Here is a 16,411-nt window from a genome sequence, read left to right as displayed (position 1 = left end):
ACCTAATTCATTACCAGTCGTCTGGTTCTGTAGCTAAGGCAACCCTTGCTATTCTGCACAGGCTCGCGAATTTCAACAGCTTCCACTGTCACATCAGTGATGAGACTATGCGCCGCAATAAACTCTCCTTGAACTCTGGTGATCAGCACCCCATCAGGCAACTCAATAAGCGCTGCATGCTCGCCCCGGACCGTCATCACTCCTGCTAAGCGCAGCTGATCTAATGGATAGGTTTTAAGTGAGCTGTTGGCGACAGCATCTTTGTGACAGCCTAAGATAGGTGCCTCTGCTCCCAACAAAGCGGTTGGCAATAAAAAGGGGTCGCGCTGAATAGATAAATTCACATCTTGCAGGGCGTGAAAACGCTTCGGATTAAACTTGGTCAAAGACAGAACATGGGGTTCTTTTTGTTCTACTTGTACAAATTCCAATGGTTGGCGGTTAGCTTTGCAGCCGCTCAAGACAAGATACAAACAGATAATTAGGCTAGCTCTCACTGCTCACCTCATTTAGAGGCAGAAGGAGATACACCTCACCTTGCAAATTTAATTGCGGACTATCACTTTGCGTACGACGCCAACGCAGTGCATCAAAATAAACAGCATTAGGCCGCGTGACCAGCGTCTGGAAAAAGGCAGCAATGTGCTGATATTGACCTGACAGCTCGAACTGCAGCGATGACTGCAGAAAAGGACCTTTGGGCCGATGGCCTGTTTGATTCATATGGGAAAGTACCAACGCATGTTGCTGAGCGATTTGATTAATCATGCTCAATGCCCCCGTGACGTCTATTGTCTGAATAAAGTGAACCCGCTGTTGCGCTTTTCTTTGCTCAAGTTGTTCCAGCTCAGACCGACGCTGCGAGAGCAAAGCGACCGTTTGCCGTTTTTGCTCAATGATACTTTTCTGTTGCCGCTCTTTGACTAATAAAGATTCCAAGTGAGTCAGTGACGGGCTAATCACCAACCAATAACCTAAGGCCAGTAGCACCAACAGAGAAGTACCACACAACCAAAGCCGTTGTAACTTAGATAAACTCGCTAAACTAACACCACGCACTTCAATCATAGGAACGCTCCACCAGCTCAAACGTCAGCGAAAAAGACTGGTAAATATTGCTAAAGCGCTGCACACCATGCACAACTGATTGCAACTTCACCCCCTCTATCATGGGTGAACGTTGCAAGTTAGCCAGCAGTTCATTTAATTGTTCAGCTGTTTCAGCTATACCAGCTAGACTCACTTGCCTACCGACCAAGTTGATGTGATCGAGATACACACTTTCAGGCAATAGCTCTGGAAGCAGCGCTATGAGTTGTAATGGGAAATAGCGTTGTGCGTGCAGCTCCTGCAACTCAATGATTTCCCCCTTTAGCGCTGCTACTTTCTGCTCAATAGCATTTACTTGGCTAACTTTCTGATCTAAGTGGGAACCCCAGTTCTTTAGTTGCTCGACACGTGATTGCTGAAGACGAATTTGTGATTGCAGATAGTGCTCGCCAGTTACAACCACCAGCGAAGCAATCAGCACCACAAAGCTCAAAGAAAAGACAAGATGACGGATTCTCTGCTGACGCTGATCAGCACGCCAAGGTATTAAGTTGATTTCAGGCTGCATAATGCTTCTCCAGCCAATAAGCACCGCTTAAAGCCAAACCGAGTGCAATTGCAAATTGAGGCCCAATCTTTGGCTGGTGCTTAGCATCGACTAGATCACACAGCTCAAGTGGCATGCAAGTGAGCCCTAATCTAGGCAACAAAAGAGACGTTAGTTGCGAGAACAGATTCGCTTCACCACTTAGCCAAACACCTTCCAGCTCAGCATCTATAAGCTCAATATTTAGAAGCAGGGGCTCTAATACCTTACCCAGCGATGAATCCTCTTCCTCTAAAGGAAATTCTTTATAGACCACTCCCAGATGTTCACGCTCAAAGCACAAGGCTACACAATCTGAGTGGATATCCATCAATAGCCAGTTTGTGTTTCCATACCGCCTAGACGCTCGTCGCCACAACTGAATAAGGTTGTGTGAATGGGGGTTGATCAAAATAGGGGTAAAACCCGACTTCAGTAACGGCTTACGCCGCGTATCGATACACTCCTTTCTAATCGCATACACCTGATAATCCATTTTCGCCTGCGTCTTTTCATGAGAAAGAGCAATAAAATCGAGATAAAGCGCTTCAACCTCAACCGGAGACTGCTGAGCAAAATCCCGTGTAATAACAAACTGACACTCTTCATCGCTCAGATCGCTATCTATTTGTAATCGCTTACTTATTACTGAACTGTCAGGGACACTCAGGCACACTTTGCGACTAAATAGTGGCAAAGCCTTTCTTAGTTCTTTGAGTTTCTTTACAATTTTCTGATAATTTAACCTGTAGTTATCAGTGAAAATGTCCGCTTCAATTGGCATTTGGTGATAACTAACAAGTGTGAAAGTGTCTTTTCCAGGCTTTAAGACCACCGCTTTGATACTCTGGTGGCTGATGTCTATGCCTGTAATTAATGATTTGACCATTGAGCTCAGCTCCGTAAAGTTTGCCTAGCGCCTCGGCTTAAATCGTTGATTTAGTAAGCACATAAACAGATTTGAGCTACTTTTAGCTTAAACTACCTAGGTTTGCATAACGTAAGCTTAATTAATCAGGGATTCTCCGGTGAAGTTCATAAAGCGATTGTTTATTTTCGTATTGGTTTGCACGGTACTTGGGGTCGGAACCATTTTTGGTTTTTACCTCTACGTAAAACCAGAGTTGCCAGATGTAGCAACTTTAAAAGATGTCAAACTGCAGACACCAATGCAGATATTCAGTCAAGACGGTAAGCTGATCTCTCAGTTTGGTGAAAAGCGCCGCATTCCTGTCACTTACGATGAGATCCCTCAACACCTAATTGAAGCCTTGATCGCGACAGAAGACAGCCGTTTTTACGATCATCCAGGCATCGATCCTATTGGCATTACTCGTGCAGCCGTTGTCGTAGCTCTTTCTGGTTCCGCAAAGCAGGGCGCGAGTACGATCACTCAGCAGCTTGCGCGTAACTTCTTCTTATCTAACGAGAAGAAAATCATGCGTAAAATCAAAGAGATCTTTATCGCGATCCACATTGAGCAACTGCTGAGCAAAGAAGAGATCATGGAGCTGTACGTCAACAAGATCTTCTTGGGTTATCGCTCTTACGGCTTTGGTGCCGCCGCTCAGACTTACTTTGGTAAAGATCTTAAAGATCTGACACTGAGTGAGCTTGCTACCTTGGCCGGCATGCCAAAAGCGCCATCGACCATGAACCCTATCTACTCCATCGATCGTGCCACTAATCGACGTAATGTTGTACTCGCGCGTATGTTGGATGAAAAGTACATTACCCAAGATGAATACGACCAAGCTCGCGCTGAAGAGATCATCTCACGTTACCACGGCGCAGAAATCGAGCTTAGTGCTCCCTACGTAGCTGAGCTGGCGCGCGCATGGATGGTGTCACGTTATGGTGAAGAGGCTTACACCTCTGGGATGAATATCTACACAACCATAGATTCAAAACTGCAAGTCGCAGCAAACGAAGCTGCTATCAACAATCTGCTCGCTTATGACCAACGCCATGGATACCGCGGCGCAGAAAAAGTGTTGTGGAAAAACGGACAGAAAGCATTGGATGAAGAGCAGATTGACGACACTCTAGACAATGTCCCGACCTACGGCTCTTTACTGCCAGCTGTAGTAACAAAAGTGAGTGCTCAACAAGCAACTGTGTGGGTGAAAAACCAAGGTGAACAAACCATTAACTGGGACGGTATCAAATGGGCACGTAAGTTCCTGACCGATGATCGCCAAGGCCCAGCTCCGAAGGCAGCAACCGAAGTTCTCGCTGAGGGTGAGCAAATCTGGGTACGCCAGGTAGAAACCCCCGTCGAAGAAGGTGAGCCTCAAATAAGCTGGCATCTAAGTCAGGTTCCCAATGCAAATACAGCCTTCGTCGCAATGAACCCAGAAAACGGCGCCGTGATGTCCCTAGTAGGCGGCTTTAACTTCGTACATAGCAAGTTTAACCGTGCGACTCAGTCCATTCGTCAAGTAGGCTCAAGCATCAAACCCTTTATTTATTCAGCAGCGATTGATAAAGGGCTAACGCTAGCCACACTGATCAATGATGCGCCGATTAACCACTGGGATAAAAGCCAAGGTACTGCGTGGCGGCCAAAAAATTCGCCGCCAACCTACATTGGTCCAACCCGATTACGCATAGGTTTAGCCCAGTCTAAAAACGTGATGGCAATACGTGTTCTGCGTGAAGTGGGTTTAGATGAGACACGTCAATATCTGTCTCGATTTGGATTCGATATTAATCAAGTTCCTCGGTCAGAGACCATTGCATTAGGTGCTGGCAGTTTAACGCCGGTAAAAGTCGCTCAGGGGTACTCTGTTTTTGCCAATGGCGGCTACTATGTCGAGCCTTATTATATCAGTAAGGTGGAAGGACCCTTTGGTGATCTTGAGTTTACGGCAGCACCTAAAACTATCTGTCGCCAAGATTGTGAAAAGACAGAAACCGTAACCAATGAATTCCAAGAGCAGGATATGGAGCCTGAAGATCAACAGCCACAATATGCTCCACAAGTGATATCAGAACAAACAGCTTTCTTGGTACGTGAAATGATGTACAGCAACACTTGGGGCGGCGGTAACTGGCGTGAAGGTACAGGCTGGAATGGCACGGGATGGCGCGCACAAGAACTAAAACGCCGCGATATCGGTGGTAAAACTGGTACCACTAACGACTCTAAAGACACTTGGTACAGCGGCTATGCGCCGGGTATAGTGGCTACAGTCTGGGTTGGCTTCGATGATCACACAAGGATGTTAGGGAGAACAAAGTCAAATCCAAACTTAAGTAACAACCCTATCACTGGAGCAGAGTCAGGGGCAAAAACCGCACAGCCAGCTTGGGTCGATTTCATGCATACCGCCCTAGCCGATATCCCAGTTCAGCAAAAAGAGATACCTGCGAATATTGTTCGTGTCCGCATTGACCGCAACTCGGGTCTGTTAACCAACAAATTCGACTCCAGCTCGATGTTTGAATACTTTCTTCAAGGGACAGAGCCAACGGAATATGCCACTGATGAAATCACTGACAGCATCTATACCACTGCCGAGAGTGAAGAGCTGTTCTAAATCCTAACTATAAGGGCGGAGACCATGGTCTCCGCCCTTTCTAACTCTGCCTAACTACTGAGATTCTAGCTGGTGCTTAATAGCCAACGCGAGTTGCTCAAAGCGAGACCGCAGCGGCGAGCCCGGGCGATAAGCGAGCACAATACTTCGAGAAGGCACCGGATTGGTCGCTTTGACGTAACACACACCATCTTTCTGTTTTTCTTTTGGTAAAGACAGTTCAGGCAAAAGAGTAATCCCCGCCCCTGCTGCCACCATATTACGTAATGTTTCTAAGCTGGTCGCTTTAAAGCGTTCGTCATCTTTCGCGCCCGCCGCAAAGCAAAAACCTAAAGCCTGATCACGCAAGCAATGCCCATCACCAAGTGCTAACACGGTTTTACCATTGAGCTCTAACATGTCAATTTCGTCCAGGTCTGACCACTCATGTTTAGACGGAACAGCAATACTCAAAGGCTCCTCGTACACGGCAATTTCTTTAAAAGGTGCTGTTTCCGCCACCGAAGCTAATACCAAACAATCCAACTTTCCGTCTTCCAACTGGCGTACCAATTGATTGGTCTGAGCTTCATGGAGATAGAGTTCCAAATCGGGAAATTGCTCTTTCAAAGCTGGCACGATTTTGGGTAAAAGGTAAGGACCAAGGGTGGGAATAAAGCCAATATGCATTGGCCCTGTCATTGCTTCACCCTGACCGCTGGCCATATCGCGGAATGTTTTTACTTCAGACAAGATACGTTTGGCCTGATCAACCAGCTGTAGCCCCGCATCCGTAAAAAGGACACGTCGGCTGCTACGCTCCAGCAAGGCCGTTCCCAGCTCATCTTCCAATTTACGAATCTGACCACTCAAGGTTGGCTGACTAACAAAACAAGCTTCAGCCGCCTTACGGAAGTGGTTGTGCTCGGCAAGAGCAACCAGATACTCAAAATCTCGGATATTCATCTTAGTAACCTAACCACCCAACAATATAGAAAAAACCTATCAAAACAATAGCATCAAACGATTAGAGCTATCAAAGGAAATTTTTAATAATAAATCCATAGCAAGACAGCAGCTTACGTAAAGCACGCTAAGCTCTAATACGAATGAAATCCAATTTACCCAAAGGTACGATTATGTTTACATCCAAAGAAGGTCAGAACGTTCCACAAGTTACTTTTCCAACTCGCCAAGGCGATGCTTGGGTTAATGTCACCAGCGATGAGTTATTCAAAGGCAAAACCGTGATTCTATTTAGCCTTCCTGGTGCCTTTACTCCAACGTGTTCATCAAGCCATTTACCTCGCTACAATGAGCTATTTCCTGTCTTTAAAGACCATGGCGTTGATGAAATCATCTGTGTTTCGGTTAACGACACCTTTGTTATGAACGCTTGGAAGAGCGACCAAGAAGCTGACAACATCACTTTCCTACCAGATGGTAATGGCGAATTCACTGATGGTATGGGCATGTTGGTTGATAAAAACGATCTTGGTTTTGGTAAGCGCTCATGGCGCTACAGCATGCTAGTTAAAGATGGCGTTGTAGAGAAGATGTTTATTGAGCCAAACGAGCCAGGTGACCCGTTCAAAGTGTCTGATGCTGACACTATGCTGAATTACATCGCACCCGACTACAAAACTCAGGAATCTATTACTGTATTTACTAAGCCGGGCTGCCCTTTCTGTGCTAAGGCGAAACAAAACCTTATCGACCACGGTCTTCAATATGAGGAAGTGATTCTGGGTAAAGACGCAACAACCGTCAGTTTGCGTGCTATTTCAGGTCGCACGACGGTACCTCAAGTTTTCATTGGTGGTAAGCACATTGGTGGCAGCGAAGAGCTTGAATCTTACCTCGGTCAATAAAACGCCTTGATCTTCCGGCTGTTCGACGGCCGGATAAGCTTTTTACAATCCAGTATCACTTTGAATTTCACCCTTCATATTCGAGTTTCCTCGTTTATCGAGGTAGCCTGGATAAACTAAACGGGAATCTAAAATGAAACAGCTTAATGTTGATGTGGCAGTTATTGGTGGCGGTACAGCAGGCCTTGGCGCATACCGTGCAGCGAAGGCTCATACCTCAAGTGTCGTTATGATAGAGGGCGGTCCTTACGGAACAACCTGTGCTCGTGTCGGTTGCATGCCTTCTAAGCTTCTTATTGCCGCAGCTGAAAGCGTGCATCAGATTGAAAAAGCGCCCGGATTTGGCATTCACCCTCAGGGCGAAACTCGTGTGGATGGCCGCGAAGTAATGGATCGTGTTAAACGCGAGCGCGATCGCTTCGTTGGTTTTGTTCTAGAGAGTGTCGATGAAATTCCAGCAGAGGATAAAGTGTCTGGTTATGCCAAGTTCATAGACAACCACACATTGATGGTGGATGACCATACCCAAATCACGGCTAAACGTATTGTGATTGCAACAGGCTCCCGCCCTGCTTATCCAAGTGTCTGGAATGAGCTAGGGGATCGTTTGGTTATTAATGATGATGTATTTGATTGGGATGATCTTCCTCAATCCGTGGCTGTGTTTGGTCCGGGGGTAATAGGCCTTGAACTTGGTCAAGCACTGCATCGACTCGGCGTTAAGGTCAAACTGTTCGGCCTAGGTGGCCAAGTAGGACCACTGACGGACCCTGAAGTGATGGCCTATGCCGACAAAGCGTTTAAAGAAGAGTTTTATCTTGATGCTGACGTGAAAGTCGAAAGTATGCAACGCATAGAGGGTGAAGATAAAGTCGAGATCCAATTCATCAATCACGATGGCAAGCTGGAAAACTTCATTGTTGACTATGTACTTGCAGCAACGGGTCGCCGTCCGAATGTCGATAAGCTGGCCATCGAAAATACTCAAGTTACCCTTGATAAACGAGGCGTACCAACAGCGGATCATTACACACTGCAAACATCAGTAGACCATATTTTTATCGCCGGTGATGCCAGTAATCAAATTCCGTTGCTCCACGAGGCGGCAGATCAAGGCCGAATTGCCGGCGACAATGCTGGTCTCTACCCTGATATCAGACAAGGCCTACGCCGTTCGTCCATCTCAGCGGTATTTTCAGATCCACAAATTGCTATGGTCGGAGAAACATTCAAGCAATTGGAAACTCGACTAGGTAATTGCGGCTGTTTTGAAATCGGCAAAGTATCGTTTGAAAATCAGGGACGCTCTCGGGTCATGCTACGTAACAAGGGGATCTTGCACGTCTATGGAGAGCAAGGTACAGGACGCTTCCTTGGAGCAGAAATGATTGGCCCTAATGCTGAACATCTTGCGCACCTGCTGGCTTGGGCACATCAAAATAAGATGACAGTATCAGAAATGCTCGATATGCCTTTCTATCACCCGGTGATTGAGGAAGGGGTTCGCACAGCTCTGCGCGATCTGAACGCGAAACTGCACTTAGGCCCAGAGATGATTAAACACTGTCTTGACTGTGGACCGGGTTGTTAACCCTAAGCAGAAAATCAAAAACGAGCCAATTGGCTCGTTTTTTATCATATAGACTCATTATTTCTCAGCTGCAATCACAGAGATCTCCACCAACAAGGCCTCACGCGCCATATCAGCAGTAACACATGCACGAGCCGGAGCGTGACCTTCAGGAACCCATGCATCCCATACCGCATTCATTTCCTGGAAGTCTTTCATGTCCTTCAAATAAATCGTCGCAGACAACATATGTTCCTTATCACTGCCCGCTTCAAGCAGCAGCTCTTCAACTTTATCCAACATAGTTTGCGTCTGTTCAGTAATGCCTTTCGTCGCATCCGCACACACTTGCCCACATAGGTAAATCGTACCGTTATGCTTTACGATACGGCTCATACGTTGTTTAGTTTGTTGACGTTCGATCATTTTTATCACTTTCACGTTAGCTTGAGATATTATCAAAGCACATGTTACCCAATAAACGATGCTCATGACATGCGACTACTGTAAAAACAGCAACTGGTTCTGGAAAAAAATAGGCCGTTGTCAGCGATGTATGGATCAGCTTACTGTGCTATCGGTATTGTGCTGGGTCATCTGGTGGTTTGCCTTCAAGGATAACCCTCAGAGCATAGAGTCCATCGCTCTGATCGTCGCAGGATTTGCATTTAACGGCTTGTTATTCCTTCACCTCTGGATGCGCTTTGTCATTTTTCCTTGGCGACGCAGAAACAAAAAAGGTTAGAGGTGATGGTGGTTGGGGAAACATTCTCGGTACGAGAAAAGAAAAAAGCCCCAAAATCAAAGTCGATTCTGGGGCTCTCTTAGATTCTTCTAAGAAAAAGCAGTGGTACTTTAATAGACCCTGCTTTTCTAATAAGGTTCCCAAAAACATTCGATCTTTTTTGATCTTTCTTCGAAAACCTTAACCATCAATACGTTAAGCAATATTTACCCGTGCGATGGATTTCTCAACCAGATTCACTTCTAACGCCACTTCATCACAAGCGTGCTGACGAGGGCACTGATCGCAATCTTTAAGCACTTTCTCCGGTAATAGCGACTTCGATGTCGGTAGAAAACTTTGCTTCATAAAGAACTCTGGAGTACGAGTCAGGACGAACACTTTCTTGATCGCCATCTGGCGCGCTTTCTCCACCAAGTACTGCACAATCGCACTTCCCTGACCTTGCCCTTGCCAGCCAGCTTCAACACCCAATGAACGAATCTCGGCCAGCCCAGAGTCATAAACATAGAGCGATGCACATCCGGTCACCTCACCATGGTGCTCCGCAACCGCGAAAGAGCCAATATCTCTCACCAGTTCACTGCGAGAACGAGGTAAGTTCTCCCCCATATTGGCCCAGTAAGTCACCATACCTTCTAGCGCTTCAATATCCGTCAAACGCGCAGGACGAACATTCACCGCAGAGGTATCCCGTTTGATAAGGCGCCCTTCCGCTTGCTCGACTGCATGAGCGACTTGCTTTGGCGAAACCCCGCCCAGAGCACTACGCTTCTCAAGGCACGATTCTATCGTCAGTATGCTGTAAACATCTTCTTCTATGACTGAGGAGAACTCTTTCAGTTCCGCAATCGACAGTTCCTCTAACGCACAACCTTTCGCAATGGCCCCCACTACTGCAACACCCACAATGTGGTGTGCCTCACGGAATGGGATGCCTTTAGCCACCAGATAATCTGCCAACTCAGTGGCATTGGCATAGCCTTGTTTCGCGGCTTCCAATGTGCGCTCGCCGTTTACTTTGATGCCATCAAAACAAAGCGCTGCCATTTCCATACAGTCGTTCCAGGTGTCTAGTGCGTCGAACAGCCCTTCTTTGTCTTCCTGCATATCTTTGTTGTAAGCGAGCGGCAATGCTTTCACCGTCATCATCATGCCAGCCAGTGAGCCGTAGACCCGCCCTGTCTTACCACGGATCAGCTCCAGCGCATCTGGGTTTTTCTTTTGTGGCATCAACGACGATCCAGAGGTCACAGTATCCGCCAGCTCAATAAAGTTTGACTCACCCGAGTTGTAGAAAATCATATCTTCTGCCAAACGCGACAAGTGAAGCATAGAGATAGAAGCTACCGACATCAGCTCCATAACATGATCACGGTCGGAGACCGAATCCAGTGAGTTACGTGTCGCACGGCGAAAGCCAAGGTTATGTGCCAGTTGCTCCCGGTCGATAGGATAAGCCGTTCCCGCCAAAGCACCAGAGCCAAGCGGGCAGGTATCTAAACGTTCGATGGCATCATGAAGACGCGAGTAGTCCCGCTCGAACATTTCCACATAAGCCAAACACCAATGAGCAAACGTCACCGGCTGGGCACGTTGCAAGTGCGTGTAGCCCGGCAGAACCGTTGCCTGATGCTCTTTCGCGACCGATACCATTTGAGATTGCAGACGGTCCAATGCCATCAGTAGCTGTTGACCTTGCTGACGACACCAGAGTTTAAGGTCAGTCGCGACCTGATCGTTTCTAGAACGGCCTGTGTGCAGTTTTTTGCCTAAGTCACCCACTTTGCCAATCAGTTGTTGCTCAACCCATGAATGGATATCTTCCGCGTCAGAACGAAGGATCTGATGAGGATCTTCCATCACTTCTAGCTTAAGTTCATTCAACGCCAGTTCTAGCTTCTGTTGCTCTTCTTCATTAAGCACATCCACTGATAACAACGCTTTCGACCAAGCGATTGAGCCCACAATATCTTGTTCTGCCAATCGGTAATCAAAGCGCAATGAATCGTTAAATTCTTTGAATCTCGTGTCTGCTGCTTGGGTAAATCTTCCGCCCCATAATGCCATTGCGTATCTCCTGATTACCGGTGCTCACTGTCAGTGCGAACAGTTTTTGATCTATTGCTATTTCTGGGTGAAACCCAGTATTTTTCTGATGGTTCAAACTTACGGCAATTCAAACCAAAAATAAAGTATTAATTCATTATTTCTACATATTTATTCATGATCATTTTAAGCGCTGTTGTTTTGGTTACCAAAAAACAACGAGCCCATTTGCTAAGCAAATGGGCTCGTCAGCTAGATAAGTTAAGGGTTACTTTTTCTGACTATTCAGCGCACGAATACGGCTAGACAGTGAGTAAAGGCGAATGAAGCCTTCTGCATGGCTTTGATCGTAAACTTCATCTTCACCAAAAGTAGCAAACTCTTCACAATAAAGGCTGTTCACTGAGCGCTTCTGGGTCACCGTAGCTTGACCTTTATACAGCTTAATCACGACTTCACCGTTTACATCTTGAGCCAGTTCTTCTGACGCTGCGAGAATGGATTTACACAATGGTGTGAACCAACGGCCGTCGTATACAAGATGAGAAGCCTTAACGCCTAGTTCTTCACGGAATTCAAATGCGGTCTTATCCAGTACCAGCTGCTCAACAGCACGCAGCGCTTCCATCATAATCGTGCCACCCGGAGTTTCATAACAACCACGAGACTTCATACCAACCAGACGGTTTTCTACAATATCGATACGGCCAACACCATGCTTAGCACCTTTTTCATTCAGGTAAACAAGTGCGTTGTATGGCGTCATGTTTTCACCATCCACGCCAACCACTTCGCCTTTTTCGACTTTCAGCGTCACGTATTCAGCTTCATTCGGAGCTTGCTCAGGATCGGCTGTCCAAACCCAGCAGTCTTCATTAGGCGCATTCCACGTATTTTCCAGAACACCACCTTCTGTTGAGATGTGCCATGCATTAGCATCACGTGAATAAATCTTCGTTAGTGAAGCCGTACAAGGAATGTTGCGTTCAGCAAGGTAGTCCAGACACTCTTCACGGCTAACCAGATCCCATTCGCGCCAAGGGGCAATCACATGAAGATCAGGGGCCAAAGCGGCAAAAGCTCCTTCAAAACGTACTTGGTCGTTACCTTTACCTGTACAGCCATGACAAAGGGCATCGGCGCCTACTTTACGCGCAACCTCAACCTGAGCTTTCGCAATGATTGGGCGAGCCATCGATGTACCCAACAAGTATTTGCCTTCGTAGTAAGCACCTGTTTTCAGCGTCGGGTAGATGTAGTCTGCGACCATTTCTTCTTTCAGGTCAGCGACATAACACTCAGATGCACCTGAAGCCTTCGCTTTTGCTTCGATGCCTTCTAATTCTTCTGCACCTTGGCCAACATCGGCAACAAACGCGACCACTTCACAGTCATAGTTTTCTTTCAACCAAGGGATAATCACTGAAGTATCCAGACCGCCAGAATATGCGACTACTACTTTATTTACTTTTAACTTGCTCATTTTCTTTTCTCCAAAATCCCAGCTCTGCGCGTGGCGGTCAGTGCTACGGGTGACTTTTCGTTCTTTTTGTTGTGCTCGTGTCTTAACACAAGCGACTTATTCTTAGGTAAAAATTGTGTTCCGATGCTTTGCCCAGCAAACAGCTCGTTAAGCTTTTCTGGATAACGCCAGGTAGCAACTTCTATTGGTCGGCCTAAATCATTAGCCGCTTCCAGTGCTGCATTGACTTTGACGATCATACCGTCAGTGATTACCTGCCCATTAATCAGACTTTGCGCCTCTTGCTCATCTAAGCTTTTGATCAGATGCCCTTTGCCATCCAAAACGCCACTCACGTCTGACAACAAAACAAGCTCAGCATCCAAGGCGCCAGCAACGGCAACTGCAGCTTGGTCAGCGTTGACGTTCATCATCTGGCCTTCTGCAGTCAGGCCAATTGAGCTAATGATTGGCAATGTGTCAGCCGCTAAAATCGCCTGTAATACCGTAGAGTTACCCGGCGTCGCTTTACCAACAGCACCAAGTTCTGGATCCAACTCTTCAACCTGACACAGCCCACCATCAGCAAGGGACAAGCCAACAGCATTCAAACCGTCTTTGATCGCCTGCCCCTGAAGCATCTTGTTCGCCGTACCGGCTAAAGCACCTGCTATCAAGGGAATTTGCTCATAGGGAGTGACACGAAGCCCGTCTTTCTTCAGCGTTTCAATCTGAAGCTGGGCCATAAGATCGTCCACAAGATAACCTCCTCCATGGACGAGCACGATTCGTCGCTGAGCCTGCTTCTGATAGTCAGCAATTGCACTAAAAACCTGACTTAACGTCTCAGTACACGAAAGGGCAGCACCGCCCAATTTGATCACTAATGGAGTTGGTTTGTTATCTGTCATTACTTTTCCCTTTACCGACTTGCTTATACAAGGGCAGTTAACTCTGGAAATCCGTAGTGGATATTTAAACACTGCATCGCTTGACTCGATGCGCCTTTAAGCAAGTTATCAATCGCAGAAACGACAATGATATGCTCGCCTTGTACCTTCCAACCAATATCGCAGAAAGGTGTATTTTCAACATGTTGAATACTTGGTAACGTCGCTTGGTGCAGGCGCACCGCAGGTTTATTCTCATATGCCGTATTAAATGCTTTTGAGATCTGCTGCTCACTCACTCCGCTAGCTAACTTCATAGTGATGGTCGCAAGGATGCCACGTTTAAAGTTACCTAAGTGAGGGGTGAAAATTACCTCAGTCCCCAGATGAGTCGCGATCTCAGGTTGGTGCCTGTGGCTGAACACACCATAAGGCTGCAAACTCACTTCACAGAAACTGTTGGTCTTCGATGCTTTTCGACCAGCTCCCGAGACACCACTGGTTGCATTGATTACTGGCCACTGAACAGAATCCAGCAAACCCGCCTCGACCAAAGGTTTAATCGCAAGCTGTGAGGCTGTTGGGTAACAGCCCGGCACAGCAATGAGCTGGCTGTGTTTAATAGCGTTGTGGTTCCACTCAGCAAGACCGTAAGCTGCGCTATCTAGCCAATCTTCATGTTGATGCTCAAAGCCATAAAATTCGTTATAGAAGCCGTGTTTCTTAACTCGGAAAGCGCCCGACAAGTCGAATACCTGGCAACCTTGTGTCAAAAACGTAGGCGCGATGTCGTGGCTGACCTCATGGGCAGTAGCAAGAAAAACCACATCGCTTTCCGCCGCTACATCATTGATATCTTTCAAAGGCTCTACAGGCTGACTGATAATACCTGCCAGTTTTCCATGTAGCTCAGAGATACATTTACCGGCATCAACACTATTGGCGGATACATATAAACCTGATAGCGTAAGTTGTGGGTGTTTATGCACCATCAGTGCTAACTCAGCTCCGGTATAACCGCTGGCGCCAATAATTGTAGTTTTGAGCATCTCAGACATCCATTAAGACCTTAAAATCGTCACACAACCAGTGACTATAAATTTAATAAACTTAGCTTTTAATGGTTTTTTATTCATTAAAAATGATTTATTATGTGTTTTACCTTCATTATTGATTTATGTCAACAGGCAAAGCGAACTTAATATGCAAATACCCAGTTTTCTTGAGGTCTACAAAGGCCTGATTTCTACCTCTTCCATCAGTTCAACCGATCCAAGTTGGGATGAAGGGAATGCAAAAGTCATTGAAAAGCTTGCCAGTTGGATGCAAGACATAGGTTTTGAAGTCGACATTATCGAAGTCGAACCCGGGAAGTTTAATCTGTTAGGTAAAATAGGAAGCGGTGAAGGAGGTCTGTTGCTGGCTGGTCACAGCGATACAGTACCTTTCGATGAAGGCCGCTGGAATTACGAACCTCATGCCCTCACCGAAGCGAATAACCGCTTCTATGGTCTAGGAACGGCTGATATGAAAGGTTTCTTTGCTTTCATTCTTGAAGCAGTAAAGAAGGTTGACTGGAGTAAACAAAGTAAGCCGTTATATGTCTTAGCGACTTGTGATGAAGAGACAACCATGCTTGGTGCACGTCATTTTACCGATAATGCACCATTCAAGCCGGACTATTGCATTATCGGGGAGCCTACTAGTTTGGTTCCGATACGAGGCCATAAAGGCCATGTTGCCAATGCTATTCGAGTCACAGGCAAATCTGGCCATTCGTCAGATCCGGCTTTAGGAGTCAACGCCATTGAAATCATGCATGAAATCCTTTTTGCCATGATGCAGTTGCGTGACAAGCTCATCAAAGAGTATCACCATCCTGGGTTCGCGATTCCAAGCCCAACACTTAACCTTGGTCACATTCATGGTGGAGACAGCGCTAACCGCATCTGTGGTTGTTGTGAGCTTCATTATGACGTACGCCCTCTGCCTGGGATAAGCCTTGATGGCTTGGATAACATGCTTCGTGGCGCCTTAAAAGAAATCGAGACCAAATGGCCTGGCCGGATTGATATAACACCTCTACACGAACCGATTCCTGGTTACGAATGTCAGCATGATCATCCTTTTATAGGAGGCGTGGAAGAGATATGTGGCACTGACTCAGAAACTGTCAATTACTGTACTGAAGCTCCCTTCCTTCAACAGCTATGTCCAACGCTAGTACTTGGCCCGGGGTCTATTGACCAAGCTCACCAACCGGATGAATTTCTGGCGTTTGAGTTTATCGACCCTACTGTCGAGATACTTTCCAAAGCTATATATAAATACTGCTCTAGCGAACCTAAGACGAGTACTTCACCACTCATCTCCAGATACAAACAAGCCCGTTACGTCAGTAACGGGCTTTAGATTTCAGTTCAACTGAGCTTCTCAATAAGTAGCAGACGGTGGGGGCACCTAATAAGTTATAACTGAGTCCGGATTTACGCTTAAACTGGACTCGTTGACCTCAAGGCCAACAATAATACGGCAGATACAAAAAGACCCCAGCATTGCTGCTGAGGTCTGGAATAAGTGGCGGAGCGGACGGGACTCGAACCCGCGACCCCCGGCGTGACAGGCCGGTATTCTAACCAACTGAACTACCGCTCCGCACTGGTTAGA

The 16,411-nt window shown here is 46.7% G+C and carries 13 protein-coding genes, 1 tRNA gene and 2 pseudogenes; 5 read left to right on the top strand and 11 right to left on the bottom strand.

Features of this window, described 5'->3' with window-relative positions:
* Positions 1 to 2: 2 nt before the first annotated feature.
* The 4 genes from L1D31_RS22690 to pilM are packed head-to-tail and all read right to left on the bottom strand — an operon-like array spanning position 3 to position 2,525.
* The gene (locus tag L1D31_RS22690; RefSeq protein WP_239838586.1) at positions 3 to 497 is read right to left on the bottom strand and encodes a pilus assembly protein PilP; all 495 of its coding nucleotides are present in this window, start codon (positions 495 to 497) and stop codon (positions 3 to 5) included.
* On the bottom strand, positions 487 to 1,068 hold the full coding sequence (gene pilO / locus L1D31_RS18815) for a type 4a pilus biogenesis protein PilO (protein WP_239838585.1): 582 nt from the start codon (positions 1,066 to 1,068) through the stop codon (positions 487 to 489). Before pilO ends, L1D31_RS22690 begins: the two co-directional genes overlap by 11 nt.
* On the bottom strand, positions 1,061 to 1,618 hold the full coding sequence (locus L1D31_RS18810; RefSeq protein ID WP_239838584.1) for a PilN domain-containing protein: 558 nt from the start codon (positions 1,616 to 1,618) through the stop codon (positions 1,061 to 1,063). The genes pilO and L1D31_RS18810 overlap by 8 nt, the downstream gene beginning before the upstream one ends.
* Complete coding sequence (pilM, locus tag L1D31_RS18805; RefSeq protein WP_239838583.1) at positions 1,608 to 2,525, bottom strand: type IV pilus assembly protein PilM; 918 nt, start codon at positions 2,523 to 2,525, stop codon at positions 1,608 to 1,610. Before pilM ends, L1D31_RS18810 begins: the two co-directional genes overlap by 11 nt.
* Positions 2,526 to 2,664: 139 nt before the next feature.
* Between pilM and L1D31_RS18800 the strand changes: the two genes are divergently transcribed.
* The gene (locus L1D31_RS18800) at positions 2,665 to 5,178 is read left to right on the top strand and encodes a PBP1A family penicillin-binding protein (RefSeq protein WP_239838582.1); all 2,514 of its coding nucleotides are present in this window, start codon (positions 2,665 to 2,667) and stop codon (positions 5,176 to 5,178) included.
* Positions 5,179 to 5,232: 54 nt separating this feature from the next.
* Here the strand turns inward: L1D31_RS18800 and oxyR are convergent, their stop codons facing one another.
* The gene (gene oxyR, locus L1D31_RS18795) at positions 5,233 to 6,123 is read right to left on the bottom strand and encodes a DNA-binding transcriptional regulator OxyR (RefSeq protein ID WP_239838581.1); all 891 of its coding nucleotides are present in this window, start codon (positions 6,121 to 6,123) and stop codon (positions 5,233 to 5,235) included.
* A 173-nt stretch (positions 6,124 to 6,296) separates the two neighbouring features.
* Here oxyR and L1D31_RS18790 point away from each other — a divergent pair, with 173 nt between their 5' ends.
* Positions 6,297 to 7,028, top strand: coding sequence for a redoxin family protein (locus tag L1D31_RS18790; RefSeq protein ID WP_239838580.1), 732 nt, complete (start codon positions 6,297 to 6,299; stop codon positions 7,026 to 7,028).
* A gap of 133 nt (positions 7,029 to 7,161) precedes the next feature.
* Entirely contained in the window at positions 7,162 to 8,619 is a 1,458-nt protein-coding gene (locus tag L1D31_RS18785) for a dihydrolipoyl dehydrogenase (protein ID WP_239838579.1), read from the top strand.
* Positions 8,620 to 8,676: 57 nt separating this feature from the next.
* Here the strand turns inward: L1D31_RS18785 and L1D31_RS18780 are convergent, their stop codons facing one another.
* The gene (locus L1D31_RS18780) at positions 8,677 to 9,024 is read right to left on the bottom strand and encodes a RidA family protein (protein WP_006957166.1); all 348 of its coding nucleotides are present in this window, start codon (positions 9,022 to 9,024) and stop codon (positions 8,677 to 8,679) included.
* A gap of 64 nt (positions 9,025 to 9,088) precedes the next feature.
* On the opposite strand from L1D31_RS18780, the gene L1D31_RS18775 reads away from it, so the two are divergent.
* Positions 9,089 to 9,343 (top strand): DUF3624 domain-containing protein, encoded by a 255-nt coding sequence (locus L1D31_RS18775; protein ID WP_239838578.1) that lies wholly within the window; start codon positions 9,089 to 9,091, stop codon positions 9,341 to 9,343.
* 195 nt (positions 9,344 to 9,538) lie between these two features.
* Here the strand turns inward: L1D31_RS18775 and argH are convergent, their stop codons facing one another.
* The 4 genes and pseudogenes from argH to argC all read right to left on the bottom strand — a co-directional run bounded on the left by argH (position 9,539) and on the right by argC (position 14,793).
* Positions 9,539 to 11,413, bottom strand: a complete 1,875-nt coding sequence (argH, locus tag L1D31_RS18770; protein WP_239838577.1) for an argininosuccinate lyase — start codon at positions 11,411 to 11,413, stop codon at positions 9,539 to 9,541.
* A gap of 247 nt (positions 11,414 to 11,660) precedes the next feature.
* Positions 11,661 to 12,875, bottom strand: a complete 1,215-nt coding sequence (locus L1D31_RS18765) for an argininosuccinate synthase (RefSeq protein WP_038164996.1) — start codon at positions 12,873 to 12,875, stop codon at positions 11,661 to 11,663.
* 104 nt (positions 12,876 to 12,979) lie between these two features.
* A pseudogene (gene argB, locus L1D31_RS18760) lies at positions 12,980 to 13,765 on the bottom strand (acetylglutamate kinase); the annotation flags it as partial.
* A gap of 23 nt (positions 13,766 to 13,788) precedes the next feature.
* Positions 13,789 to 14,793 carry an N-acetyl-gamma-glutamyl-phosphate reductase gene (gene argC / locus L1D31_RS18755; protein WP_038165057.1) on the bottom strand — a complete coding sequence of 335 codons (1,005 nt, stop codon included), beginning with the start codon at positions 14,791 to 14,793 and terminating at the stop codon, positions 13,789 to 13,791.
* A 154-nt stretch (positions 14,794 to 14,947) separates the two neighbouring features.
* Between argC and argE the strand changes: the two are divergent.
* Positions 14,948 to 16,078, top strand: a pseudogene (gene argE, locus L1D31_RS18750) (acetylornithine deacetylase); the annotation flags it as partial.
* 244 nt (positions 16,079 to 16,322) lie between these two features.
* On the opposite strand, the gene L1D31_RS18745 reads toward argE, so the two are convergent.
* Positions 16,323 to 16,399, bottom strand: a tRNA-Asp gene (locus L1D31_RS18745).
* Positions 16,400 to 16,411 lie beyond the last annotated feature (12 nt).

This window comes from Vibrio sp. Isolate23 (genome assembly GCF_022398095.1).
Classification (GTDB): domain Bacteria; phylum Pseudomonadota; class Gammaproteobacteria; order Enterobacterales; family Vibrionaceae; genus Vibrio; species Vibrio coralliilyticus_A.
The sequence above is the reverse complement of the archived record's forward strand: the minus strand, read 5'-3'. Positions and strand labels throughout refer to the sequence as shown.